The 25,077-nt window shown below is 37.5% G+C and carries 23 protein-coding genes and 1 riboswitch; of the genes, 7 read left to right on the top strand and 16 right to left on the bottom strand.

Translation table 11 applies throughout. The annotated features are described in order from the left end of the window. Positions 1–69 precede the first annotated feature (69 nt). Together ltrA and dnaE are read right to left on the bottom strand one after the other, a co-directional pair. Positions 70–1,923, bottom strand: coding sequence for a group II intron reverse transcriptase/maturase (ltrA, locus tag ABNX05_RS07820; RefSeq protein WP_349659310.1), 1,854 nt, complete (start codon positions 1,921–1,923; stop codon positions 70–72). Positions 1,924–2,674: 751 nt separating this feature from the next. Next, on the bottom strand, positions 2,675–4,645 hold the full coding sequence (gene dnaE, locus ABNX05_RS07815) for a DNA polymerase III subunit alpha (protein ID WP_349659208.1): 1,971 nt from the start codon (positions 4,643–4,645) through the stop codon (positions 2,675–2,677). A gap of 209 nt (positions 4,646–4,854) precedes the next feature. Here dnaE and ABNX05_RS07810 point away from each other — a divergent pair, with 209 nt between their 5' ends. Further along, positions 4,855–5,115 (top strand): hypothetical protein, encoded by a 261-nt coding sequence (locus ABNX05_RS07810; protein ID WP_349659207.1) that lies wholly within the window; start codon positions 4,855–4,857, stop codon positions 5,113–5,115. On the opposite strand, the gene ABNX05_RS07805 is transcribed toward ABNX05_RS07810, so the two are convergent. Next, positions 5,109–6,053 (bottom strand): DHH family phosphoesterase, encoded by a 945-nt coding sequence (locus tag ABNX05_RS07805; RefSeq protein ID WP_349659206.1) that lies wholly within the window; start codon positions 6,051–6,053, stop codon positions 5,109–5,111. The two genes, ABNX05_RS07810 and ABNX05_RS07805, sit on opposite strands and share 7 nt — an antisense overlap. 90 nt (positions 6,054–6,143) lie before the next feature. Here ABNX05_RS07805 and ABNX05_RS07800 point away from each other — a divergent pair, with 90 nt between their 5' ends. Further along, positions 6,144–6,449 (top strand): YtpI family protein, encoded by a 306-nt coding sequence (locus ABNX05_RS07800; RefSeq protein ID WP_349659205.1) that lies wholly within the window; start codon positions 6,144–6,146, stop codon positions 6,447–6,449. Positions 6,450–6,849: 400 nt separating this feature from the next. Here the strand turns inward: ABNX05_RS07800 and ABNX05_RS07795 are convergent, their stop codons facing one another. From ABNX05_RS07795 to ABNX05_RS07785, 3 genes are all read right to left on the bottom strand, one after another. Continuing rightward, entirely contained in the window at positions 6,850–8,157 is a 1,308-nt protein-coding gene (locus tag ABNX05_RS07795; protein WP_079561602.1) for a DRTGG domain-containing protein, read from the bottom strand. Positions 8,158–8,309: 152 nt separating this feature from the next. Next, the gene (locus tag ABNX05_RS07790; protein ID WP_349659204.1) at positions 8,310–8,993 is read right to left on the bottom strand and encodes a metal-dependent hydrolase; all 684 of its coding nucleotides are present in this window, start codon (positions 8,991–8,993) and stop codon (positions 8,310–8,312) included. Continuing rightward, positions 8,983–9,105: a hypothetical protein gene (locus ABNX05_RS07785; RefSeq protein WP_349659203.1), complete on the bottom strand. Its 123-nt coding sequence runs from the start codon at positions 9,103–9,105 to the stop codon at positions 8,983–8,985. Before ABNX05_RS07785 ends, ABNX05_RS07790 begins: the two co-directional genes overlap by 11 nt. Positions 9,106–9,265: 160 nt before the next feature. On the opposite strand from ABNX05_RS07785, the gene ABNX05_RS07780 reads away from it, so the two are divergent. Further along, positions 9,266–10,354, top strand: a complete 1,089-nt coding sequence (locus ABNX05_RS07780) for a M24 family metallopeptidase (protein ID WP_349659202.1) — start codon at positions 9,266–9,268, stop codon at positions 10,352–10,354. Positions 10,355–10,411: 57 nt separating this feature from the next. Here the strand turns inward: ABNX05_RS07780 and ald are convergent, their stop codons facing one another. Next, positions 10,412–11,527 carry an alanine dehydrogenase gene (gene ald, locus ABNX05_RS07775; RefSeq protein WP_349659201.1) on the bottom strand — a complete coding sequence of 372 codons (1,116 nt, stop codon included), beginning with the start codon at positions 11,525–11,527 and terminating at the stop codon, positions 10,412–10,414. 436 nt (positions 11,528–11,963) lie between these two features. Here ald and ABNX05_RS07770 point away from each other — a divergent pair, with 436 nt between their 5' ends. After that, a complete protein-coding gene (locus ABNX05_RS07770) occupies positions 11,964–12,413 on the top strand; it encodes a universal stress protein (RefSeq protein WP_079561606.1) in 450 nt (149 codons plus the stop codon). 755 nt (positions 12,414–13,168) lie between these two features. On the opposite strand, the gene ABNX05_RS07765 is transcribed toward ABNX05_RS07770, so the two are convergent. The 5 genes from ABNX05_RS07765 to mbcS all read right to left on the bottom strand — a co-directional run bounded on the left by ABNX05_RS07765 (position 13,169) and on the right by mbcS (position 18,367). Beyond that, positions 13,169–14,098 carry a class I SAM-dependent methyltransferase gene (locus tag ABNX05_RS07765; RefSeq protein ID WP_349659200.1) on the bottom strand — a complete coding sequence of 310 codons (930 nt, stop codon included), beginning with the start codon at positions 14,096–14,098 and terminating at the stop codon, positions 13,169–13,171. A gap of 89 nt (positions 14,099–14,187) precedes the next feature. Beyond that, a complete protein-coding gene (gene tpx, locus ABNX05_RS07760; RefSeq protein WP_349659199.1) occupies positions 14,188–14,691 on the bottom strand; it encodes a thiol peroxidase in 504 nt (167 codons plus the stop codon). A gap of 238 nt (positions 14,692–14,929) precedes the next feature. Then, on the bottom strand, positions 14,930–15,547 hold the full coding sequence (locus ABNX05_RS07755) for an RDD family protein (protein ID WP_349659198.1): 618 nt from the start codon (positions 15,545–15,547) through the stop codon (positions 14,930–14,932). 12 nt (positions 15,548–15,559) lie between these two features. Continuing rightward, positions 15,560–16,573, bottom strand: coding sequence for a signal peptide peptidase SppA (sppA, locus tag ABNX05_RS07750; protein WP_349659197.1), 1,014 nt, complete (start codon positions 16,571–16,573; stop codon positions 15,560–15,562). 204 nt (positions 16,574–16,777) lie between these two features. Then, the gene (gene mbcS, locus ABNX05_RS07745; RefSeq protein WP_349659196.1) at positions 16,778–18,367 is read right to left on the bottom strand and encodes an acyl-CoA synthetase MbcS; all 1,590 of its coding nucleotides are present in this window, start codon (positions 18,365–18,367) and stop codon (positions 16,778–16,780) included. Positions 18,368–18,610: 243 nt separating this feature from the next. Next, positions 18,611–18,709: riboswitch (TPP riboswitch) on the top strand. 85 nt (positions 18,710–18,794) lie between these two features. On the opposite strand from mbcS, the gene thiM reads away from it, so the two are divergent. From thiM to thiE, 3 genes are read left to right on the top strand one after another with little or no spacing between them, the layout of a single operon-like run. Continuing rightward, positions 18,795–19,550 carry a hydroxyethylthiazole kinase gene (thiM, locus tag ABNX05_RS07740; protein WP_349659195.1) on the top strand — a complete coding sequence of 252 codons (756 nt, stop codon included), beginning with the start codon at positions 18,795–18,797 and terminating at the stop codon, positions 19,548–19,550. Next, positions 19,550–20,374, top strand: a complete 825-nt coding sequence (thiD, locus tag ABNX05_RS07735; RefSeq protein WP_349659194.1) for a bifunctional hydroxymethylpyrimidine kinase/phosphomethylpyrimidine kinase — start codon at positions 19,550–19,552, stop codon at positions 20,372–20,374. The genes thiM and thiD overlap by 1 nt, the downstream gene beginning before the upstream one ends. After that, positions 20,364–20,996: a thiamine phosphate synthase gene (thiE, locus tag ABNX05_RS07730; RefSeq protein WP_349659193.1), complete on the top strand. Its 633-nt coding sequence runs from the start codon at positions 20,364–20,366 to the stop codon at positions 20,994–20,996. Before thiD ends, thiE begins: the two co-directional genes overlap by 11 nt. A gap of 148 nt (positions 20,997–21,144) precedes the next feature. Here thiE and ABNX05_RS07725 read toward each other — a convergent pair whose 3' ends face one another. From ABNX05_RS07725 to ABNX05_RS07710, 4 genes are all read right to left on the bottom strand, one after another. Beyond that, positions 21,145–21,360: an alpha/beta-type small acid-soluble spore protein gene (locus tag ABNX05_RS07725; protein ID WP_079561613.1), complete on the bottom strand. Its 216-nt coding sequence runs from the start codon at positions 21,358–21,360 to the stop codon at positions 21,145–21,147. A gap of 148 nt (positions 21,361–21,508) precedes the next feature. After that, entirely contained in the window at positions 21,509–22,717 is a 1,209-nt protein-coding gene (thiI, locus tag ABNX05_RS07720; RefSeq protein WP_349659192.1) for a tRNA uracil 4-sulfurtransferase ThiI, read from the bottom strand. Positions 22,718–22,719: 2 nt separating this feature from the next. Continuing rightward, positions 22,720–23,874 carry a cysteine desulfurase family protein gene (locus tag ABNX05_RS07715; protein ID WP_349659191.1) on the bottom strand — a complete coding sequence of 385 codons (1,155 nt, stop codon included), beginning with the start codon at positions 23,872–23,874 and terminating at the stop codon, positions 22,720–22,722. 610 nt (positions 23,875–24,484) lie between these two features. Then, positions 24,485–24,958 carry a GNAT family N-acetyltransferase gene (locus tag ABNX05_RS07710; RefSeq protein WP_349659190.1) on the bottom strand — a complete coding sequence of 158 codons (474 nt, stop codon included), beginning with the start codon at positions 24,956–24,958 and terminating at the stop codon, positions 24,485–24,487. Between the last annotated feature and the right edge of the window lie 119 nt (positions 24,959–25,077).

The following is a 25,077-nucleotide window of genomic DNA, read 5'->3' as shown; positions in this document are numbered from 1 at the left end:
CCATCATATCAAAATTGAATTTATTATCTAACAGAATTTCCAATGCTTTTCTTTAGACTTTAAAATTTATTAAATCGTTTCTAATTTACATTTTCGGCGTAATGTGTTTACTTTCTTAATCATGTCATCGTTGAGATTTAACTCTGTAACTAATCGTTCAATCACTTCGTTTTTCACCACGTGTATTAATTGGTGTACTTTTTCATGAACGATTATCAAGTTACTATATTTGTCATCCCCACCTAGGTGTCTAGGTATTTGGTGATGACAATGCACTTCATTAACCTCTAATTCCATTTTCGTTACTGCACATTTACCTTTTTGGGCTGAGAAACGAGAGAGACGATTATCGTTATATTCAACGGTTTCACCCATGACTGGATTTCTCATTAATAGTGTAATTTTAAATTCAATATTGGAATTCAACTTTTTGTGTATAAGTTGTCTGCCACTTTCACTATAACTAGAAATTTCTTGGGTGAATTGCATTGGGGCTTTATGTGAAATCTTTGCTAATGGAATTATTGCCATTTTACAAAGATAATGAATCCCTTTGCTATCGCCATATTTCTCTTCAATGAATTTACTTATTGTACCCGTTTTTGTTTTTAAATCCTTGAAACGATTTTTCCTAATTTTTATTGTAAGGTAATCCACTTTATGAAAGTCTTTACTAATGTGTGTGGCTGTATCGTAATAATTATGGAGCCCAGCGATTGTTGCGTTGTAAATACCGATATTTTTCGGCAATTCGTTGGGTTTACCATGTTGAATTTGTTTGACAGCGGTTTTGATTTTGTTTACAGTTTGGTCAAATGCTTTTTGGTTCATATGTGACCTAACTGTAAATTTATCTTTACAACTTGCTTTGTGTGCGCTCCATTTAATCCCTTTGCGAACAACTTTCATTTTAAATCCTAGGAAGTCGGAATACTTTTTCTTTAAATTAACGATTTTAGACTTCTCTTCACTCACTTCAAGATGTAAACGTTCTTGAAGCCATTGAGTAACAGCGATTTTAATGTTTTTTGCTTCTTTAAGTGTTCGACAAAATATTTTAAAATCATCTGCATATCGGACAATATGCATTTCTTTTAATTTGGTTGATTTGAGCGCACGATTCACACTAATACCTTCACTGTATTTGTGTCGCGTTTTCATCCCATTCCATTGTGAGTGAATCCACCAATCTAATTCGTTTAGTACAACGTTTGATAGGAGGGGAGATAATATCCCTCCTTGAGGTGTTCCTTTAGTTGGAATTCCTTCCCCGATAATTTCAGCTTTTAACATCTTAGATATTAGCTTTAATAATGTCTTATCTCTAATCCCAAGGTGCCATAATTGTTTCATTAACTTTCCATGGTTGACGTTATCAAAAAAGCCTTTAATATCAATATCTACAACGAAGTGTAGGTTATTGCGTTGCATTAGGTGATAACATCTTGCCATAGCGTGTGTCGTACTCCGATTAGGTCGGAATCCAAACGAATAGTCATAAAACTTCGCTTCACATATCGGTTCTAGAACTTGTCTAATACATTGTTGTACTAATCTATCTTCAATTGTTGGAATGCCTAAAGGTCTTAGTTTTCCATTTGCTTTAGGTATCATTACTCGTTCAACTTTGTGTGGATGATAGTTGGCTAATCTTTTTCTGACTTGCAACACTAACTCATCAGGTGTTAGTTTTTCCAAATCATTTATTGTGTGTTTGTTATGTCCCGCTGTGAGACTGCCATTATTAGTTTTAATCTTTCTGTAAGCTACAAGAATATTTTCCTTGTGCAAAATTTTATCCATCAAATTGGAGAATTTACCTCCGCTTTTTGCGTGGCTGTATAATTCATCATACAAATTTTGCACATCATAGTATTCGTTGTAACGAAGTGAATCATTTTTCAAAGTCTTATTGCTTTGCATTGTCAAAGTCGGCTCCCTCCTTTGCAGAAGTGGATTACCTCTTTTAGTCATACTCGAACCTTTGAATATCCTGTTATAACTTTTCCTTTTAATTGATATGACTTGTGCCTATCCCTCCACCATTTATTATCATGGTTTCATTGGTACTGTGGCACTACTTTCACTTGGATAAAATATAAGTTATATCAAATGAGACTTTCCTTATTAACGCTTCATTGGAATTAGGCTTCCTCAACGTTCCAAGCTTACCACGTTCCTATAATCCTATCTGTACATATACCTTTAGGTGCTTCCTTTATGCCTGCTAGCTGGATGATGCCTATAACATCATAAGGTATTTCATAAAATCAACTCTTACTTTACCTCACTAGCCCCACCTTTATATGGGAATAGCCTTTCGACTACTTAGAACTCTAGACACTTACATTCAGAAGTTCGTCAGTTATATAAACATTCTCACCATGGGTATTTTATAGACTTCCGGCATATCATTTTTCCATATCTTTATTCCAATCTTTTCAAACAGGTAGGCTCTAGCCTTTTTGTACCAATCTTACTTTAATTGTTTCGAGACTTAGGCTAACTTCTGCCGACTTCCCCAAGCTTCATATCAATAAGGCTCCTAAACCTTATTCACATGTTGGAGTATTAAAGGGTTTGTTTCCGGGCGTTACTCCTTCATTCCAAACCTCAGATTATAAGTTCTCTACCTCACATGAGAGGCATGCTGCTTTTCGGATATTACGTATCCTTATGCAGAACGTGTCACACTGATTTGTTCTTGATAAACTATGACACCAAATGTCTCTCGTAAAATGGGCTCTAATGCCGGATGAGGCATAGTAACCGATTCCCTTCCCGCTTTCCGTCTAGCATACATCGGAATAAAATCCATTGGACCAGGGCGATACAACGCATTGACTGCTACTATATCTAAAAAATGGGTTGGTTGAATATCACGTAAAGCTTGCTTCATACCTTCCGATTCTAATTGGAAAATCCCTAATGTATCTCCCATTTGAAGAAGTTGAAATGTTTTTTCATCTTGCATCGGTATAAGCTCAAACTCTATCCAAGGACCACCAGCTTTATAAATTGACCAACGCACTTGCTCTAAAATTGTTAGGTTGCGCAACCCTAAAAAATCCATTTTGACAAGTCCACAAGCTTCTATATCTCCCATCGGCCATTGCGTACAATAAATTCCATCATGCCCTTCTTCAATCGGTATCGTATTAACTAATGGTGAAGGTGACAGCACAATTCCTGCCGCATGAGTGGAAGAATTTCTTGGCACGCCTTCAAGTTTTAACGCCACCTCTAACCAGCGACGATGTTTTTCATCCTCAGCTAACCAGCCTTGTAAGCCTTGTGATTCGGCCACTGCTTTTTGCAATGTTATTCCTGGTTTATTTGGAATCATTTTCGAGATTTTCTCTAACGTTTCAGCGTCAAAACCAAAAACACGCGCCACATCTCTAGCTACTGCCTTTGCAGATAAAGTGCCAAACGTAATAATTTGCGCCACATTTGCCTTGCCATATTTCTGAGCAACATAATGGATTACTTTTTGTCTTTTACTGTCGACAAAGTCGATATCGATATCAGGCAGTGTAACACGTTCCGGGTTTAAAAATCGTTCGAATAATAAGCCGTAAACTAATGGATCTACTTGCGTAATAGATAAGCTATAAGCTACAAGAGAACTTGCTGATGAACCACGACCAGGGCCTGTTAAAATACGATTTTCTTTAGCAAAGTGCATAAAGTCTGCAACAATTAAAAAATAATCTGCAAAGCCCATTGAACAAATAATCTCAAGCTCGTATTGAAGTCGCTCCTGATAAACTTTAGGAATCTCTTCTTGCTTTAATCGTTCTGCCAATCCTGCAAAAGTCTCTTTTACAAGCAAGCTTTCGGCTGTTTCACCTGTAGGAACAGGAAACTTAGGCATTTGTACGTGCATTTCAGGAATTTCCGCCGTACAGCTCGCTAGCATCGTTGCACTAGATGCAAGCCATTCTGGATGATCAGCAAACCAGCTTCGCCATTCCTCTTCTGTCGGAGCGAAATATCCTTGTAAATGAGCTGATCGCATTGCGTCTGTATGCTTTTCACCTGAATCTATCGCTCTTGCAACCTCAAAGGCGAAATGATCTTCTGGTCGTAAAAAATAACAGCTGTGAGAGGCAACTAGCGTTATATTCATAGTTTCACACCACGTCACAAACGTTTCTTCTTTTTCGGCTTTCATTCCTGCTGGTCTTGCGATCCCCATAAATAAATGATTGCCAAATACCTTGTTTAAAGCACTTGCTACTTCTGTCCAATCCTCAGTTTCTACTAAATCATCCGAAGAAAGTAATGCCACACAGCCCGCCGCATATCCTTCAAGCCATTTCCACGGAAGCATATTATCCTCTCTTATCGAAACTGCACTACTAATCTTTAAAAGATGCTGGTAGCCTTCTTGCGTCTGAGCATACAGCACAAGTGGAACTTTTCTATCTTGCCACTGTACGTTTATCGAGAGCCCTAATACAGCATGAATATTCGCTTGCTGCAATGCTTTACAAAAAGGCAAAAGCCCGTACAATTTTGAATTGACGATTGCACAGGCCTGAGTATTTTGCTCTTGTAAAAAAGGGATCAATTGTTCAAGCCGAATCGTACTTTGCAATAAATCCGCACTCGTATGCATTTTCGTATATACATGTGTCAAATGAATCCCTTCCTTTCTAGGTATTTAAAAATGTTAATTTCAAAGCTTTATTATTATGGCAGAAGCACACTCTATAAATAATTACCAAATATTGTATAATCATAATGAGTGGTTGATTTCTGTTCCGGCTGGCGCTTTGTTGCTGACGCTTCGCTTTCGCACAGAGCAGAGCTTCCTAGGGGCGTCCGATGAGCCGCTTGGGCCAACAGATGTTTTTTGCGCGAAAGCGTAGTGCTAACGTAGCGACAGCAGAGGGTTTTGGTTTTGTTGCGAAAGCGCAGCGACAGCATGATGTTGGTCACGAAGGCGTTATCACAGGATGTGATGGTTTTAGCCTTCGTTCCTCAATATCGCTGATCCCCAAGGAGTCGCCCAGTCGTAACGAAGATCAACTAACTTATATATGGCATACATTTAACAAATGTCATCCACAAAATTTAGCGATTGAGCTCAATTTTCATGTTTATTGATATGATTTACAAATTTCTTGTAATCTCGTTATAACACGCTCTGCTTCTTCCCATGAATAGGCTGTAGCTCCTGAAGCGAGCGGATGTCCACCACCATTAAATTCCTTCGCCAAAGTGTTAATAATAGGGCCTTTTGAGCGTAAACGCACACGAATTTGATCGAGCTCTTCAATGAAGACCACCCATGCACAAATACCTTTCACACTTCCAAGACAGCCAACTAACAGGGACGCCTCTGACGGTACAACATTGAATTCTGCTAGCAATTCCTTTGTCAGCTTGATATGTGCTGCTCCGTACTCATCCATTTTGAAATTTTGATAAATATAGCCCTGTAAATTTAATAGCTTTTGCTCCATTTCATACATTCCATCGAAAATTTGATTTCGATCAAAATCATATGCAATAAGCTCCCCTGCAATTTTAAACGTTTTTGCGGTCGTGCTAGGGAATTGGAAACGTCCTGTATCTCCTACAATACCAGCAAATAATAATCTTGCGGAGGCATCTGGTAGAATCCAGTCGGCTACTTGTTTTCCTTCCTCAAAAAGCTCATAAATCATTTCACTACAAGAACTCGCATTCGTATCTACCCATAGTAAATCACCATACGCATCGTCATTTGGATGATGGTCTATTTTAATAATCATTTTACCTTTTATATAGCGTTGATCGTCCACACGTTCTGTATTTGCCGTATCTGTCACAATAACTAAGGCATTATCGTATTTTTCATCTGTAATGTCATCGGGATTTGCTAAAAATGATAATGATTCATCATGCTCACCTACAGCAAAAACTTTCTTTTCCGGATAATTTGCTAAAATAAGCTCTTTTAAGCCTTGCTGAGATCCATAAGCGTCTGGATCTGGTCGCACATGGCGATGAATAATGATTGTTTCATATGAAGCAATTGTGTCGATGATTTGTCTTTTCAAATTTATTTCCCCCAACTTGATAGTAATAACCGTTAGCATTTTTCTTCAATAATCGTTACAATAATGACTAGTTATGCTAGGAGGTTTACTATGCTCAATTTAATATTTGTGTTTACAATAATCATATCATTTGTGTTTTATTTTTATTTTAAAACAAAACAGTTTCGTTCTACATTACCAATTGCTAAAAATTGGTATAAGAGTAAAGCCAATGTAAGTTTCGGTGCATTTATTCTTTTGTTTGGTTTTAACCAAGCATATTTATTCCCAGGGTTATTTACATTTATTATTGTAGCAATTCTTGTCGTTTTAGGCATCTTTGTTATTGTCGAAAATACTAAAAAGGTTCGTCACTACGGTCAATTTGTTGAAGAAGAGTACCGTATTAACCAATAATCAATTATACCTCGGCATAATTGTGTCTGGAATCGGCTTTGTGCTTAGGCCTGCGTGAAGTCCGACACGATGTTGGTCATTTCGGTAATGCCACAGGACGTGGCGCTTTTACCGATGCAGGTCAGTTATTTATCGCATGGATTCGATGATTTTAGGCTAACATCCTAATATTGAACTCCCTTCCGATCCCGCGACATCCGCCAGAGGCTTTAGGCCAACAAATGTTTTCTGTGCGAAAGCGAAGCGTCAGCAACAACATGAAGTTGGTCACTTAGTCGTTGCCACAGGATGTGGCGTTCTTAGACTGAGTTCCTCTATTTCTGCAGTTGATGGACACCCGCAGAAAGAAGCGAAAGGGATGGTCTAGCATTTACCCTAGACCATCCCTTTTTCTGTTTTCTTAACGCTCCAGTAGTTGGAACATCATCATTGCCTTCCCAACAAGCATTTGTTGATTAAACACTTCGAAGTCCATTTTCACAAACTTACGACTCATGTCTAATATTCGAGGCTTTACAGTAAGTGTGCTTTCCATTTGCACAGGCTTGATGAAATAAATCGTCATGTTTTCGGCAACTGCATCCCCACGTTTACGACGCTTTAATGAGAATGAACCAACTTCCGCTAACAAAGTTGTAAATGCTCCATAAGAAATTGCCCCGTATTGGTTTGTCATTTGAGGAGTTACTTTAAATTCTACGATTAATTCTTCATCGCCAAGCACCTTCATCTCATTTTTCACTAAATCATCAATCGTTTCACCATGCTGAGGTTGTCTTTGAGCAAGCTGAAGCGCCTTTAATACATCTTGTCGACTAATTACACCTTGCAAAATATTATCATCATCGACAATTGGTAACAGGTCAATCCCTTCCCAAATCATACGATGTCCTGCAGAAGCAACACTCATTTTCATCGATCCAGCAATCGGATTTTTCGTCATAACCTTTTCAATAAACTCGTTTTCTTCGCGACCGATAACGTCTTTTACTGTAATCATCCCAACAAGCTTATTGTTTGCTGTCACAACAGGAAATGCACCATGAGTTGTTCGTTCATTTAGCTTGTGGAAATGTTGAATTGTTTCATCATTTCGAAGAACAGAAGTATCAGTCATCGGCACAAAAATATCTTCAATAAATAAAATATCTTTTTTAATTAATTGGTCATAAATTGCGCGGTTAATCATTGTTGCCACAGTAAAGGTATCATAGCTTGTTGAAATGATCGGTAAGTCCAAGGAATCTGCAAGTAATTTGTTTTCCTCAGTTGTATCAAAGCCCCCTGTGATTAAAACAGCTGCACCAGCTCGAAGTGCATTTTCATGTGCTTTAAAACGGTTACCAACGATAAGCAAGCTTCCTGCATCTGTATAACGCATCATATCTTCTAATTGCATGGCACCAATAACAAATTTCGTTAACGTTTTATGTAGACCTGTTTTTCCACCTAAAACTTGGCCATCTACAATATTTACGATTTCTGCGAAGGTTAATCGCTCAATATTTTCTTTCTTTTTCTTCTCAATACGAATTGTTCCAACACGTTCAATAGAGCTTACTAAACGACGATTTTCCGCTTCTTTAATAGCACGGTATGCCGTTCCTTCACTCACCTGCATTTCCTTTGCAATTTGACGTACTGAAATTTTATCACCAACGGGTAATGATTCGATGTATTGTAAAATTCTCTCATGTTTTGTAGACAAAATATCACCTATTTCTCAATCATCAATTCTGCTCTTAGTGTACCATATTTTTTATAAAAATATTTAATATAAAGTGATGAATTTGTTATACTTTTCCCACCGTTTCAACTACGCACGCGGTGCCAACTCATATAGTACAGCAGTGTCACTGATTAGGAACAGTTTACTTTTTCACCCGCTTTTAAAATTTGAACCTCTGCATTTTGCACTAAATCTGCAAAAATTTGTGGATCCTGCTCGATTGGAGGGAATGTATTGTAATGAACTGGTACGACAATTTTCGGCTTCAAAAATGACACTGCACAAGCTGCGTCTTCTGGACCCATCGTAAAATTATCACCAATTGGTAAAAATGCAATGTCAATAGGATGGCGTTCTCCTATTAGTTTCATATCACTAAACAAAGCTGTATCCCCTGCATGATAAATTGTTAATCCTTCGATAAACAGTAAAATTCCAGCAGGCATTCCCATATAAATAATTTCGTTATTTTCAGTTACATATGACGAGCCGTGGAAAGCTTGCGTAAACTTCACTTTACCAAAATCAAATTCCTTGGCTCCCCCTATATGCATCGGGTGCACTTTCACTCCTTGCCAAGAAATCCAATTGGCTAACTCATTTGGCGCAATGACAAGTGCATCTTTTTTCTTTGCAAGCTCCACTGTATCACCAACATGATCATTATGGCCATGTGTAAGTAAGATTATATCCGGTGCTTCCTCAGCAACCTTTAAATCTGTTTGCCCATTCCCGTTAATGAATGGATCTATCAAGATTGTTTTCCCATTTGATTGAATTTTGACAACAGAATGTCCATGATAACTAATTTCCATTTACGTTTCCTCCCTGCGGTACATATTGTTCTACACCATTTTTATTCGCTATCCATGCGATTTTTCCCTTTTTTTGATATGCTTGTACAGAGAATAATAGATTCTTTCCCAACAAAGTATAACTTGTAGGTAGACAATTATTCATTCGTACAAAAATGAAGCATCGAATTAGAGTTATAAATCGCTCAAAAGTCGAAGCCTCATCCCGGTTAGGCTATTACTTTAGCCAAGCACATGGAAATTTTTCAGTGCAACAAGAGGAGGAACTGTTTATGTCAAAGGTTAAAGAAATTCAAAGTTATTTACAACAAAACCAAATTGATGCCGCTTTCGTAACGACACCAGACAATGTTTTTTACGTTTCAGGCTTTAAAAGTGATCCACATGAGAGATTGCTAGGTGTGATGATTTTTAAAGAGGCAGAACCTTTTTTAATTTGTCCAAAAATGGAGATCCCAGATGCGAAGGATGCAGGTTGGTCTTATGAAGTCATCGGCCACCAAGATACTGAAAATTCAATGGAAGTTCTTGCACAAGCGATAAAAGCTCGTAATGTTAATCCACAAAAGTTTGCTATTGAAAAAGGTCAACTTATTGTAGAGCGTTTAGAAGCCCTACAACAATCATTTCCACAGGCAAGTTTCGTCCGCCTTGATGAAAAAATCAATGCTATGCGCGTAATTAAAGAGGAAAATGAATTAGAAAAATTACGTAAAGCCGCTGCACTAGCTGACTATGCTATCGAAATCGGCTGTAAAGAAATTGCTGAAGGTAAAACAGAAATGGAAATCTTAACAGCAATAGAAAGTGCTATTCAGGAGAAAGGCTGCAAGATGTCCTTTGAGACAATGGTATTGAGTGGTCCAAAAACAGCCTCTCCACATGGTAAACCAGGTGCTCGAAAAATAGAAAAAGGCGATATGATCTTATTCGACCTTGGCGTAATTTACGATGGTTATTGTTCTGACATTACACGTACAGTTGCCTTTGGTGAACCTAGTGAAGCACAAAAGGAAGTATACAACACAGTACTAGCTGCTAACACAAATGCTATTGCAGCCGTGAAGCCAGGTGTTCGCGCAATGGATTTAGATAAAATTGCTCGTGATACTATTACTGAAGCAGGCTATGGCGAATACTTCACACACCGACTTGGTCATGGGCTCGGCATTTCTGTACATGAATTCCCATCTGTTACAGGCGCAAATGAAATGACTATGGAAGAAGGCATGGTCTTCACAATTGAGCCAGGCATCTATAAGTCTGATGTGACAGGTGTCCGTATTGAAGATGATGTTGTAGTAACAAAAGACGGGGTAGAAATACTTACAAAATTCCCGAAAGACTTGATTGTACTGTAAGTTTATTCAAGAAAAAGGAAGCAACCATAAACACGGTGCTTCCTTTTGTTATTTTACTTATTGGATTAATTCATCAACATTTACATATGGCAAACCTTGAGAATCTGCAACAGCCTTGTAAACAAGATGTCCATCAATAGTATTAACACCCAATTTTAATGCTGCGTTTTCAACACATGCTTGTCTATAACCCTTATTAGCAATTTGAAGTGCATAAGGAATTGTATTATTTGTTAAAGCAATTGTTGATGTACGTGGTACAGCTCCTGGCATATTTGCTACTGCATAATGCACAACTCCATGTTTTACATAAGTTGGATTATCATGTGTCGTCACTCGATCAGATGTCTCAAAAATACCGCCTTGGTCAATAGCAATATCGACTACTACTGAGCCTGGTTGCATTGACTGAATCATTTCCTCAGAAACTAGCTTTGGTGCTTTCGCTCCAGGAATTAAAACGGCTCCAACTACTAAATCTGAGTTTTTCACTGATTCTGCAATATTATACGGATTGGACATTAATGTTTGTACATCACGGCCAAATAAATCTTCTAATTGACGTAAACGCTCTGGGCTTAAATCAATTACCGTTACATCAGCACCCATTCCGACAGCTATTTTCGCCGCGTTTGTTCCAGCTATACCGCCACCGATCACTGTAACTTTACCACGTGGTACACCTGATACGCCGCCTAGTAAAATACCTTTACCTTCATGGTTTTTTTCTAAGAATTGAGCACCAATTTGCGTTGCCATTTTACCAGCAACTTCACTCATTGGTGTTAAAAGCGGTAAAGAACCATTTGTTAATTGCACTGTTTCATAAGCAATACCTACAACTTTTTTATTTAAAAGTGCCTGTGTTAATTCAAGCTCTGGCGCTAAATGTAAATAAGTAAATAAGATTTGACCTTCATAGAAGTAATCGTATTCTGACGCTACAGGTTCTTTTACTTTCATTATCATTTCTTGCGCCCATGCTTCTTTTGCCGTATCCACAATTTGAGCGCCTGCAGCAACGTAGTCTGCATCTGTAAAGCTTGAGCCTAAACCTGCTCCAGTTTCAATGTACACTTCATGACCTGAATTTGTTAATGTAACAACCCCTGCTGGTGTCATAGCTACACGATTTTCATTGTTTTTAATCTCTTTTGGAATACCAATCTTCATCTTCCCTATCCCCTTCCATTACCTAAAAAATAAGCACATTTTGTTACATACTCTTCGATGTATTGATGCACCCCTTGCATTTCCATATTACCAAACATAAACAAAAAATGCTTTAATTAAAATAACAATAGAAAAAATTAATAATATTTTTATAATATTAAATTTTCTAACTATAAGGTGGTGATTTTCCAACACTTATCTTTCTTCCAGTATGACATTTATTAAAATATATACCTTTTATTAGTTGATAGGAGTGAAGGTTGTACAGCTCCTTGGAGTTCACAGCGCCTTAGAGGAATGTGAATCCCCTATGTTATGATGATAAACAGAACAACTGTAAACGCCTTCATTTTTTCACATTTTTTCTTCCGGAAAGTATTTCCTTTAGAAAATCATTTGGTATAATCAACATATACAAATCAGGGAGGTAATACAAATGGCTAATAAATATAAAAGCATTGTAGTTGCAGTAGACGGTTCGAAGGAAGCTGAGTACGCTTTCCGTAAATCAATTGACGTAGCAAAACGTAACGATGGTGCTGTATTAAATTTAGTAAATGTTATTGATACACGTTCTTTTGCTGCAATTGAAGCATATGACCGTTCAATTGCAGAGCGTGCTCAAGCATTCTCTGAAGAGCTACTAAATGGTTACAAAAAACAAGCTGAAGAAGAAGGCTTAACAAATATTAACCTTGTAATTGAATATGGCTCACCAAAAAATATCATTACAAAAGAGCTTTCTAAAATTGTAGACGCAGACTTAATCATCTGTGGTGCAACTGGTCTAAATGCAGTAGAACGCTTCCTAATCGGTTCAGTATCTGAAGCGATTGTACGCTCAGCTAAATGTGACGTACTTGTTATCCGCACACCTGAAAATTAATTTTGTATTACATAAAAGGTATCCAATATTGGATACCTTTTTCTTTTGTTGAAAAACTATTATGTGAATGGGATTAAAGAGTCGTAAGGCTAAAATCAATGGTTCCACACCACGGAGTGAGTCGACAATCTAAATCCAAAATAATCAAATACCCAAAAGATTCTTCGATAGTTTTGATTATTTTTTGTATAAGGCAATTCGAAAGTTTTGACGTTCCTTTAAAGTGTTACATGGCAGTGTCTCATATAGTTTTTTAACACTTCGCTTTTGTACTTAAAACATTCTATAGTGCATACCAAAAGATACACCCTATGTGGATTGGTTGATCTTCGTTACGACTGGGCGACTCCTCGGGGTTCAGCGATATAGAGGAGCGAGGCAAAAAGCATCACGTCCTGTGATAACGCCTTCGTGACCAACATCGGTGCCGCCGCTTCGTTAGCACTACGCTTTCGCGCAAAAAACATCTATTGGCCCAAGCGGCTCATTGGACGCCCCCAGGAAGCTCTGCTCTGTGCGAAAGCAAAGCGACAGCAACAAATGTTTTCTGTAGCGAAAGCGTAGCTGCAGCAACAAATGTTTTAACTGTGCGAAAGCAAAGCGACAGCAACAAAGCGTCCAGTCGGAACGGAAATCAACCCTCTCGTTTTTGCGGCGACTCGAAGTGAAACCAACAATTATATTGATACTCATTATTTTATATTTATTTTTTTCAACAAACAAAAAGGTATCCAATTTCGGATACCTTTTTTTACTTATTTCCCTTCTTGCCACATCTTTACTTTTTCAAAGAACATAGCTAGAGCTTGTTTATTTTGCATATTTGGTACTTTTGCTAATAGCACCTCTTTTGGAGCTTTGAAATCATTACCTTGCTTTTGTAAAATGACAATGCTCTTTTCTAGTGCTTTATTGGCGAACATTGTATCTGGCAATTGAATAATTGCTTGAATCCAAGCGTGCTTTTGAATGTATTTATGCAGTTGTTTCGATTGCTCAGATTCAAAGAGATGCGTTGGTGCAAGGAAAAATAAATAGCCTCCATCCTTCGTGTAGTTAATGGATTGCTCAATAAATAAATGATGCGCATAGCTCAACCCTTCTGAAGGGCACAGCTCATAGTCTAATGCGATATCTTCATTCGGATAATATCCTACGGGTAAATCACAAACAATAGCATCTGCAGGACTTACTAATAAATCTTGTAACGCATCTTGACGGTATAAGGAAACAGGCTGCTCTGTCAAATCAGCTGTTGCAGCAGCTATACGAATAAGTAGTTCATCAACCTCTACACCTGTTGCCTCTATTTTCTCGTCTAATAAGTTCATAACTGTTAGGAGTAAATTCCCTGTACCTACTGCTGGATCTAAAATCGAAATTTTTTCGGTTTTTAGACGTTCTGCAAATAGTTGCTCCACAAAATAACCAACTAATAACCCAAGAGTATCTGGTGTCATCTGATGATTCGGCTGAGAGCCTTTTCGCATTCCCTTTAAAACAGCAATTTGAATTGCTTTGCGCACATCTTCCTTTGTAGCACCTTCTTGTGAAAAATCAACTTCCCCATCTAGCCATGCCTCTAAGCCATCTAGAATACCCTCAAGCAATGTAATATTATGTTCTTTTTCTATCTTTTCAGCATGTTCATTTAGCATACCAAACAACTTCTCGATATTTTCCATACACAACTTCCTTTCACGCAGAAAAGAGCCGTGACAAAAACTTGTCACAGCTCCTTTGTCTAGTAATATCTTAGCCTAAAATCAATAAATTATGCTAGTGCTTTGACAGCCGCAATTGCCGCTTCATAGTTTGGATGGTCTGTTGCTTCAGGAACATATTCCACATATGTCACTTTGTCATTTGCATCCACAACAAATACTGCGCGTGTTAGAAGACGTAACTCTTGAATATAGACACCATATGCTTCACCAAATGATAGGTCACGGTGATCTGAAACTGTTTGAACTGCATCAATACCCGCTGCACCACACCAACGTTTTTGAGCGAATGGAAGGTCAACAGATACTGTATAGATTACTACATTATCACCTAAGTCAGCTGCTGCTTCATTAAAACGACGTGTTTGTGCATCGCATACACCAGTATCTAATGATGGTACAACGCTAAATAAACGAATTTTACCCTCTGAATCTTTTAATGTAACAGGTGACAGGTCATTCGCTAATATAGTGAAATCTGGTGCTTGATCTCCAACCTTTACTTCGTTCCCAACAAGTGTTACTGGACCATTTTTAAATGTTACTTGTGCCATGTAAACGCCTCCTAATCATCATATGTACTTAATATTACTAAATGGAGGGAATTAATTGCAACTGAGACAGCTTATCAAAAATAGTTTCGAAAAATCTTTCACACCTATTCAGCCATATTTACTTAACGTTGCACCTTTTTCCAAGTTCATCACCATAATGTAGGGTTGATTTCCCAACTAACTAATGATGAATCAACCAAATTAAAGAGCTGCCTCTGCAATGAGACAGCTCTAACCATTATTCTTCGTTTTTTTCTTCTAGCTTTTCAAGTTCTGATTTTTCCTCTAAAGATACTGGTTCAGTCTTTTCCTCTTTGATTGGCAAAGGAGGTTCCACAATATTTTTTTCTATATATATTTTTTCATGAACAACTGTTGTATCTGCGAAGTAATCGTGTAAACCTTGATTGTTCGGTAAGATGCCTACAAGAATATAAAGTGGCATAAAAACGGTGTTGATGATGCGCCCGATCCAATCACGGAATAATACATCTGACCAAGTCAGATTCTCATGTTTTAATGAAATAACACGTAATCCAAATATCATTTTCCCTAATGTTTGCCCAAAAAATCTCGTCATTAATACGAAATAACTGTAATAGAGAATAGCGGATATAATCGAAATTGGTGTATACCACACTGTTTCAGATAATGACCAATCCATTAAATAAAAAATTGGGTTAACGAGAATCCCACCTACTGCTGAAATTATTAATCCATCTATTAAAAATGCCCAAAAACGTATCCAAAAGCCTGCCGTTTTTAATGCATAAATCTTATTCGTAATTGGCTCATCCATTAGGTGAGCATTCTCCATAGAGGGTGACCCTTGCATAACAATCTCATTGTTTGTCATTGTACTCCCTCCTTAGTATTCGCCATATAAGTACATCATTTTAGGTGCTTTATAGTCCGCCATAATTTTCATCAGCATTTTTTCCTCTGCTGATGGACCAAATATGGATCCAATTTTCATCCCAACATATGATTGCCAGCCACCCACATCATATGTATACTCGAATAATTCTGCGTCCTCTAAACCAAAGTCTTTACGCAATGCAGTAATTGTTGCTTCCTCATCACCAATCTCATCAACTAACCCTGCTTCAAGGGCCTTCTTACCACTAAGAATTCGACCATCGGCCACTTTTTTCACATCTGGTTCAGACATATTACGTCCATTTGCAACAATACTAACGAATTCTTGATACGTTTCATTAATCATGTCTTGCATCATAGCACGCTCTTCCGGTGTCACTTCACGCATTGGACTAAGCATATCCTTATGTTCACCAGATTTAAACGTTTCATATTTCACACCAACTTTTTCTGCTAACGCCTGATAATTAATAGATTGCATAATGACACCAATCGAACCTGTAATTGTATCGCGTTGCGCAAAAATTTTATCTGCAGGTGCTGAAATGTAATAACCACCTGAAGCTGCCATCGAATCCATAGATACATAGATTGGAATTTGTCGCTCTTCTTTAATTTTCAACAGCTTTTTATATATTTCTGCTGATTCCTTGACACCGCCACCTGGTGTATTAACACTTAAGACGATACCTTCCACAGTCTCATCATATAAAATATTATCTAATTGATTTAAGAAAAATTGATGATCATAAGAAATTGGTTGCCATAATGTGCTTGATCCAACATCTTGAATCGTACCATCAACCTTTAAGTATGCAATACGTTTATCCATATTGCCGCTTTCTTTTACCTCTTCTAATACCGTCAAGTCGTCTCCAGCAACCAAGCTATCAAAACTGCTAAAGAAATCTGATTTAAATATTGCAAAAATAGTGTTCATTCCTAATGAAAATACTAAAAGCACACCTGCAATTATTAAAGCAGCCCACCTTTTACCATTCATATTTTTCTGCCTCCTCATGAATATCCTAATTTGTTTCATACTTATTGCAATAATATGGCTTATCGCCTTAACACGAAGTTGATCTCCAACACTTTGCAAAAGCTTTAACTTATTCAACCTATAATACATTACCTAATATTATAAAAAAAATCAAAGTTCATAAAAAAGCAGGAACTTTGATTTTCGACATTATTTCCTAGGAAATTAATGATGAGTGATAGAATGGATTTTTTCTTGCTCTCGTAATTCGACACGACGAATTTTGCCTGATGAAGTCTTTGGCAGCTCAGTAACAAATTCAATTGCACGAGGATATTTATATGGGGCTGTTAAAGTTTTTACATGGCTTTGCAGTTTTTTTATAAGTGTTTCATTACCAACTTCTCCTTCACAGAGCACAACAAACGCCTTCACGATATTTCCACGAATCTTATCTGGACTTGCAACAACGGCAGTTTCTTTCACAGCCGGATGCTTTAACAACGCATCTTCTACCTCAAATGGACCAATCGTATACCCAGAAGAAATAATGACATCATCCCCACGTCCTTCAAACCAAAAATAACCGTCATTATCTTTGTATGCACGATCTCCGGTAATATACCAATCGCCTCTAAATTGTAAATTTGTTCGCTCTGGATCGTTTAAATATTTTTTAAATAACGCGGGTGTTTCGCAGTGTACAGCAATATCTCCAACTTCCCCAACCGCAACAGGATTTCCAATATCATTTATAATTTCAACAGTATTACCCGGAGTAGGTTTGCCCATTGATCCCATTCTAGACTCCATCCCTACCATTGTACCAACAAGTAATGTATTCTCTGTTTGTCCATAGCCATCTCGTACTTGTAAATTATAAACTTCGGAAAATACTTTTATCACTTCACTATTTAAAGGTTCACCTGCTGACACAGCCTGATGTATTGTACTTACATTAAAATCTTGTAAATTTTCTAGACTCGCCATAAATCGATATTCGGTTGGTGTGCAACATAAAATATTAATATTGAATTTTTCAATCAGTGCAAAGTAAGTTGCCGCATCAAAGTGACCTTTGTATACAAATGCTGTTGCACCACTTCCTAAAGTAGCGAGGAACGGACTCCAAATCCACTTTTGCCAGCCTGGAGCTGCTGTTGCCCAAACAATGTCACCCTCTTGAACACCTAACCAATTTGGCGCAGTAGTTCGCAAGTGTGCGTAACCCCAGCTATGTGTATGTACCACTGCCTTTGGATTGCCTGTTGTACCACTTGTATATGCTAAAAATGCAATGTCTGTACTCTTAGTTGGAGTAGAGCTTATATAAGATGTTGGTTGGCCTTGCATTTTTTCAAGCAACGGCTGCCAAGGCTCATGTGCATGACCAATGACAAATTGCTTTATTGCTTGTAAATTTCCCACATTATCAAATTGTTCAATATAAGGCTCAAATGCAACAACTCCTTTTGCATCGGCATGATTGATTCGATATTCAATATCTTTAGTTCTCAGCATTTCTGAACTAGGAATAATCGTTAACCCTACCTTCAAAGCTGCAATATATACGATATATGCTTCCACTGATCTCGGTACCATGACTAAAATAACATCGCCTTTTTTTAAACCTTGGGAGGTAAATACATGTGCTGCCTGATTCGCCTTTTCAAGTAAAGTTGTATATGATACGTACTGAATTTCCTCGTCTTCGCTATAAATTAATAATGCATTTTTGGTAGGATCCTGTGCATACTTTTCAATTTCCTCTGAAATGTTATACCATTCTGGTGCGATTAAATCTTCTCGTTTCATGGCAATTGCCCCCTTTTGTTATGCCCATTATAAAACTCAATTTTTATCATTTTCAATGGAATTCACTCTAATTCATTAAAGTCGTGACAACTATCATGCCCCGCTATATGGCATCAGTCACGTATTACTTCTATCCATTCCAACTTGACGTAATCGTCGCTTTCGCACAGAATTGCTGAATGAAAATAAAAAACTCCCTATTGAACGCGAATGAATAATATGGTACATTTTGGTCAACTAAAAGCATAATTGCAGGGGGACTCATTTAGAGTTGAGAAGGTAAAACCTGACCCTTTGAACCTGTTAGTTAATACTGACGTAGGGAGCAATTCACATCGACTTACTGATGAAAGGCTCTTTTACGTGTTTTTTGCACGAAAAGAGCCTTTTTTGCACGCTTACGTCCATCCAACGAGGAGGACTTAAATTGATATTCCAAACGATTCGTAAACAAAATCCACTTATTCATTGCATGACGAATTATGTTGTTGCTAATTTCCAAGCAAATGGCTTATTAGCAATAGGCGCTTCACCAGTCATGGCTGATGACGGTCATGAAGTTGAAGAAATGGTCACAATCGCCTCAGGCTTATTGATCAATATCGGGACCCTTAATGAGCGAATGAAAGAATCCATGTTACTTGCAGGAAAAAAAGCAAATGTTCTTGGCATTCCGGTTGTTTTAGATCCTGTTGCAGCAGGTGCAACGACTTACCGGAAACAAACAGTACAGCAATTTTTGGAGGAAATTAAATTTGCGGCAATTCGATGTAATATCGGAGAACTTGCAGCAATTGCCAATGTAGACTGGCAACAAAAAGGAGTAGATAGTGGTAGTGGTTCAATTTCTATAGAACTAGAGGCACAGAAAATAGCCCAACTTTACAATTGTATTGTTATTGTGACCGGTGAAAAGGATTTTATTACTGATGGCAAACATCAGCAATGGGTTACGGGTGGAAATTCGCAAATGACAGAAGTTACTGGAACTGGTTGCTTATTGAGTGCACTATGTTGTGCCTCCTTCACCGCAGGAGCTCAACCGTTTGACCAATTACTAGAAACATTATCGCTTTATAAAAAATTAGCAGAAAAAGCCGCTTCTTCTACTCGATTCATTGGCGATTTTCAAATTGCTGTATTGAATGAACTACATCGCCTTTCAAAGGAAGGTGAAGAATAATGCATATTGTAACGACAATTGCCGGTTCAGATAGTGGCGGCGGTGCAGGTATACAAGCTGATTTAAAAACATTCCAGGAATTAAAAGTATTCGGAACGTCTGTCATTACAGCTTTAACGGCCCAGAATACTTTGGGTGTATCGGATGTTTTACCAATTGAAGTGAGTTTTGTTGAAAAACAACTGAAAGCGCTAATCGAGGATTTTTCAATTAGTGCTATTAAAACAGGAATGTTGTTTTCCTCCGAAATCATCCAATCAATTGCACATATTTTAGCCGAAGTAAATATTCCACTTATTGTAGATCCTGTTATGATCGCAAAAGGTGGCGAGAGTTTATTACAGCAAGAAGCAATTGAGGCATTACGAAATTATTTGCTACCTTTAGCAACAATTGTAACGCCAAACATTCCTGAGGCCGAAACCCTTTCCGGAAGAAAAATTAATTCTATAGCAGATATTAACGAAGTAGCCCAGATCTTATTACAGACAGGCGTTCAATGCGTCGTTATGAAGGGCGGTCATTTAGAGGATAAATGTTATGCTACTGATTATGTATTTTTTCAAGATGGTCGATCATTTTCTATGCAATCTACTCGTATTGCAACAAAAAACACGCATGGTACAGGCTGTACATTTTCCGCTGCATTAACTGCTTTTCTTGGTCTTGGGCTACCTATAGAAATGGCAATTGAGGAAGCTAAAAAATTTATTCAATTAGCAATAACTCATGATTTATCTATTGGGAATGGCCATGGTCCAACAAATCATTTTGCTTATCAACAGTATAAGGATTCCTGTGAGGTGATCATTCATGAAACGTGACGATTTACAGCTATATTTTATTATGGGTACAGGTAATGTTTTCAATCAGGAGCCACTAACCGTATTAGAGAAAGCTCTCCAATCCGGAATTACTATGTTTCAATACCGTGAAAAAGGGACAAATCCCCTTACTGGACAAGCCTATGAAAATTTTGCTCGTAAATGTCAAAAGCTCTGTCAACAGTATCATGTTCCGTTTATTATTAATGATGATGTAGAGCTCGCTATAAAACTTAGAGCAGATGGCGTTCATATTGGCCAAGAAGATTTTCCTGTGTCAATGGTACGTGAAAAAATTGGCAACATACTACTAGGTGTTTCTGTTCATTCTCAAGCGGAATTAAAAACTGCTTTACAATATGGTGCTGACTATGTAGGTATTGGTCCTATTTTTTCAACTACTTCTAAAAGTGATGCCAAACCGCCTAGTGGAACTGAATTTTTACAACAAGTTCGCAGACAATATCCAGAGCTGCCTATCGTTGCAATTGGAGGCATAAACTGCTCGAATGCACATACGGTATTTAAAGCAGGTGCAGATGGAATAGCAGTTATTTCCGCAATTTGCGAAAGTGAGGATATTCCGAATACAGTCTCTACATTTAAAGCATTTGTAGGATAAAGTGAAACTTTAATCAGTGGGTGTCTTTCAATCCGGATTTTTAATTACGCCCCTTTAATACGGGATAAAAAATAAACATTTTAAACAAACTAAAACCAGTGCCTTTTACGGTCACTGGTTTTAATTTTAATAATTGCTAATTAAGCAATTATTGGTTGTTCGGCATACCTTTTAATTGAGATTCTGCCATTTGTACAAGACGTTTAGTGATTTCACCGCCAACGGAACCGTTAGCACGAGCTGAAGCGTCAGCTCCTAATTGAACACCAAATTCTTGTGCAATTTCGTATTTCATTTGATCAAGTGCGCGCTCTACACCAGGTACAGCAAGTTGATTTGAACTGCGGTTGTTGTTGTTTGCCATGTGTTTCTCACCTCCTTGTGAATATAGAATGTGCGATTTTAGATTTTTAATACAAAAATATTTCAGGTAAATTGTACCTCAGAAGGAAATAGACTAAAAAAGCCGACTCAAAATGTTGAGTCGGCTCTTATGAAATCGCAAGTTTCTTCTATAGAAGATCCGCAAATTTATCGGCTTCTTGTTCTTTTTTCGGGAAAATGTAAACTTCACGGTTTTTCACTGCTCGTTCGATGAGCTCATCAAAATCCGAAAAGCTTTCGTAATGCTCAACCTTTTCAAGCTTTGGCTTTGTTTTTGGACTTGCAGGAGTAAAAATTGTACAGCAGTCTTCAAATGGCTGAATAGACGTTTCGTATGTGCCAATCTTCTCTGCAATATCGATAATTTCTAATTTATCTGATGAAATTAATGGACGTAAAATCGGTGTGTTCGTTACTGCATTAATAGCTGTAAGGCTTTCAAGAGTTTGACTCGCTACTTGCCCAAGACTTTCACCTGTAACAATAGCTAGTGCGCCAATGTCTTCACGTACTTTGTCAGCCACTTTTAGCATCATACGACGAGTAGTTGTCATCGATACATTAGATGGTACTTTTTCTTTAATAAGAACTTGAATTTCAGTGAACGGAATAACGTGTAAACGTATACTCGCTCCGAATTTCGTTAATTCATTAGCAAGTACCTTTACTTTTTCCAATGAGTTTTGGCTTGTGTATGGTGGGCTAAAGAAGTGAATCGCTTCTAAGCGCACTCCTCGTTTCATCATTAAATAACCGGCAACTGGACTATCGATACCACCTGAAAGCATTAATAAAGATTTACCATTCGAGCCTACAGGCATTCCACCTGCACCCGGAATAACTTGTGCCATCATATATGTTGCATCATGACGCACCTCTACACGAAGTTCGATATCAGGCTTCTTCACCTTTACAGATAAATTTTGATATTGTGGTAATACATAACCACCAATTTCGCGTTGAATGGCATGTGATTCTAACGGGAATGTTTTATCTGTGCGCTTTACTTCTACTTTAAATGTAAGCTGTTCATTTTTAAATGTATCCATAATTGTTATGGCTAGTTTTTTCATGGCTTCGATATCTTTTTCACATGCAGCCACGGGACTAAATGATTGAATACCAAAAATTTTAGGTAATCCTTTTAATAGTACGTCCATTTGTGCTTCATCTTGAATGGCTATAAACATTCGATCACGCTCTGTGCGAATGTGTAAATGTCCTAAATCCGCAAACGCATGACGAATGTTCTCTCTTAAACGACGAATAAAATCCATCTTGTTGCGGCCTTTTGTAGAAAGCTCTCCATATCGAATTAAAATTTCTTTCCAAATCATTTTTAAAATTCTCCTTTAAGTTCCGTCAATACTTCATCTAATACTTGTTTAAACTTTACAATATCTTCATCTGTTACATGCGCGCCAAAGCTTATACGAATAACACCATTTTTAAAATGCTCATCGATATTTAGAGCTTCAACAACATGACTTGTTTTTGTCTGTTTCGATGAACATGCACTCGATGTCGATACAATTACATTGCGTTTTTGCAATGCATTGATAATGACTTCACCTTTTAAGTCGCGAATACTAAAAGATAAAATATGTGCTGCTCCTTTTGGTGTTGATAAAATATGCACTTCATCTCCATATCCACGTAATTGAGTGCATATTTCTTCATACCATTGACGATATTTTTTTGCACGGTCATTCATCGTCTCTATCGCTATCCGGGCTGCTTTTGATAATGCTACAGCTTGCGGTACAGCTACTGTTCCGCTACGCAAACCAAATTCCTGCCCTCCGCCAAGTGCATACGGTTGCCATTTCATTTTTTTACGGAATGCGAGTACACCCGAACCTTTAAAGCCATGAATTTTATGACCAGAAATTGAAATACAGTCTGGACCATCGTCATCGTTAAATGATATCGGTAACTTCCCGAAGCTTTGAATAGCGTCTACGTGAAAAGCTGCACGACTCGATTCATGAATAATTTTTGCAGCTTCAAAAATCGGTTGAATTGCACCCATTTCATTATTTACATGCATCATACTTACTAAAATGGTATCCTTCCGCACTTTTGTGCGAAGCTCCTCTAAAGAAATAACTCCGTTTTCATCTACTTGCAAGTATTCCACATCAAAACCGTCTTGCTCAAGCTGCTTCACAGATTCTAGGACAGATGGATGTTCAATTTCAGTTGTTAGAATATGATTTCCTTTATGTGTGTTGCTACGTGCTAAACCAAATATAGCCGTGTTATTGGATTCAGTACCACCTGATGTAAATAGCACATTTTTTGCTTCTGTATGCAAAATATCTGCTACTTGCTCACGTGCACGCATTAATAATTCGTTTGATTCAACACCCATTGCATGAATGGAAGCAGGATTAGCATAATACTGCTCATTCACTACCATAAATGCTTGCATAACCTCTTTTATAGGTTTTGTTGTTGCACTGTTGTCTAAATAAATTGTATTAACTTCCATTATTATCACACACTTTCAAAACGTTGATTTAACGATATTTATCATAACGCAATCTTCAGCGATTGACTACTAACTTTAACAATTATCCTAATTTAATCACTTATTTGTTTGCTTTTAATGTGAAAAACCACCCTTTATAGAGTGGCATCTTAAAGACTTGCTATGATCGTTTCCTTAGTATAAAAAATGACTAGGATTTATTATGATAAAATCCTCCTTCAATACGATAATGTATCATACAAGTGATTTCACAGTTTTGGATGACATATTATTTGAAAAATATGTAATTTGAATAGCGGAGATTGGAAGACTCCTTGGGGATTAGCGATTTAGAGGAACGAAGGCTAAAAGCATCACATCCTGTGATAACGCCTTCGTGACCAACATCCTAATGGCCCGAGACCCTGGAGCGAAGCGGATGTTTTCTGTGCGAAAGCGTAGTGCTAACGTAGCGGCAGCAATTGTTTTATCTGTGCGAAAGCGAAGCGACAGCAACAAATGTTTTAACTGTGCGCAAGCGAAGCGACAGCAACAAAGCCCCCAATCGGAGCGGAAATCAACTCCACGCTATAATAGAGCCCAACAATGCAAAAGTCCAACCCGCTTATTTTTAACCTTTCCTCATTGTTATAAATTCAGTTGAAGCTGTGAAATCCATGACTTTTTTAAAGCCTAATTTTTCATATAGGTGAATGGCTCTTGTATTAAAGGTAGCTACTGTTAAACGAAGAGGACAATTTTTTTCTTGTTGTAGATTTTGTAGATGATTTAAAACAAATGAAAAAAACTCTGCACCATAACCTTTTCCTGTTAACTCGGGCTTCATTCCTATTCCAACATCAATACATTCATCTATATATACACCATAGTCATGTCCTTTTGGTACTTGTGCAGATGTTCCTGTACAGAAGTAACCGACTAGCTCTTCTTGATCATTGACAATAGAATAATACGGACTTTCAAGAAATTCTTTTAGAGATTCGTCGCAAAGTTCATTGTTGTAAAAATCATATGGTTCTTCATATTTCCAATTTAATATTTCAGTCGCATACATTTCATTCATTTTCCGACTATAAAATTGCATGTTTAACACCTCTATTTTTCATCATTTCTAATCAAAAATAATTAAAGTTTCCTCCTCATTTGATGTTCCATCTTTAGCTTTTATATCTACGACGAGGGGTTGATTTCCATTCCGGCAGG

Source organism: Lysinibacillus zambalensis, from assembly GCF_040183165.1.
GTDB lineage: Bacteria > Bacillota > Bacilli > Bacillales_A > Planococcaceae > Lysinibacillus > Lysinibacillus zambalensis.
This window is presented reverse-complemented; position numbering and strand designations above follow the sequence as displayed.

Excerpts from the sequence above, each read along its gene's own strand:
- ABNX05_RS07755 (WP_349659198.1), bottom strand. The coding sequence starts at position 15,547 with ATGACAAACAATGAGATTGTTATGCAAGGGTCACCCTCTATGGAGAAT.
- ABNX05_RS07765 (WP_349659200.1), bottom strand. The coding sequence starts at position 14,098 with ATGGAAAATATCGAGAAGTTGTTTGGTATGCTAAATGAACATGCTGAA.
- ald (WP_349659201.1), bottom strand. The coding sequence starts at position 11,527 with ATGAAGATTGGTATTCCAAAAGAGATTAAAAACAATGAAAATCGTGTA.
- ABNX05_RS07715 (WP_349659191.1), bottom strand. The coding sequence starts at position 23,874 with ATGGAAGTTAATACAATTTATTTAGACAACAGTGCAACAACAAAACCT.
- ABNX05_RS07780 (WP_349659202.1), top strand. The coding sequence starts at position 9,266 with ATGTCAAAGGTTAAAGAAATTCAAAGTTATTTACAACAAAACCAAATT.
- ABNX05_RS07710 (WP_349659190.1), bottom strand. The coding sequence starts at position 24,958 with ATGCAATTTTATAGTCGGAAAATGAATGAAATGTATGCGACTGAAATA.
- ltrA (WP_349659310.1), bottom strand. The coding sequence starts at position 1,923 with ATGCAAAGCAATAAGACTTTGAAAAATGATTCACTTCGTTACAACGAA.
- mbcS (WP_349659196.1), bottom strand. The coding sequence starts at position 18,367 with ATGAAACGAGAAGATTTAATCGCACCAGAATGGTATAACATTTCAGAG.
- thiD (WP_349659194.1), top strand. The coding sequence starts at position 19,550 with ATGCATATTGTAACGACAATTGCCGGTTCAGATAGTGGCGGCGGTGCA.
- thiE (WP_349659193.1), top strand. The coding sequence starts at position 20,364 with ATGAAACGTGACGATTTACAGCTATATTTTATTATGGGTACAGGTAAT.
- ABNX05_RS07725 (WP_079561613.1), bottom strand. The coding sequence starts at position 21,360 with ATGGCAAACAACAACAACCGCAGTTCAAATCAACTTGCTGTACCTGGT.
- thiI (WP_349659192.1), bottom strand. The coding sequence starts at position 22,717 with ATGATTTGGAAAGAAATTTTAATTCGATATGGAGAGCTTTCTACAAAA.
- ABNX05_RS07770 (WP_079561606.1), top strand. The coding sequence starts at position 11,964 with ATGGCTAATAAATATAAAAGCATTGTAGTTGCAGTAGACGGTTCGAAG.
- ABNX05_RS07810 (WP_349659207.1), top strand. The coding sequence starts at position 4,855 with ATGTTTTTTGCGCGAAAGCGTAGTGCTAACGTAGCGACAGCAGAGGGT.
- ABNX05_RS07800 (WP_349659205.1), top strand. The coding sequence starts at position 6,144 with ATGCTCAATTTAATATTTGTGTTTACAATAATCATATCATTTGTGTTT.
- ABNX05_RS07790 (WP_349659204.1), bottom strand. The coding sequence starts at position 8,993 with ATGGAAATTAGTTATCATGGACATTCTGTTGTCAAAATTCAATCAAAT.
- sppA (WP_349659197.1), bottom strand. The coding sequence starts at position 16,573 with ATGAATGGTAAAAGGTGGGCTGCTTTAATAATTGCAGGTGTGCTTTTA.
- tpx (WP_349659199.1), bottom strand. The coding sequence starts at position 14,691 with ATGGCACAAGTAACATTTAAAAATGGTCCAGTAACACTTGTTGGGAAC.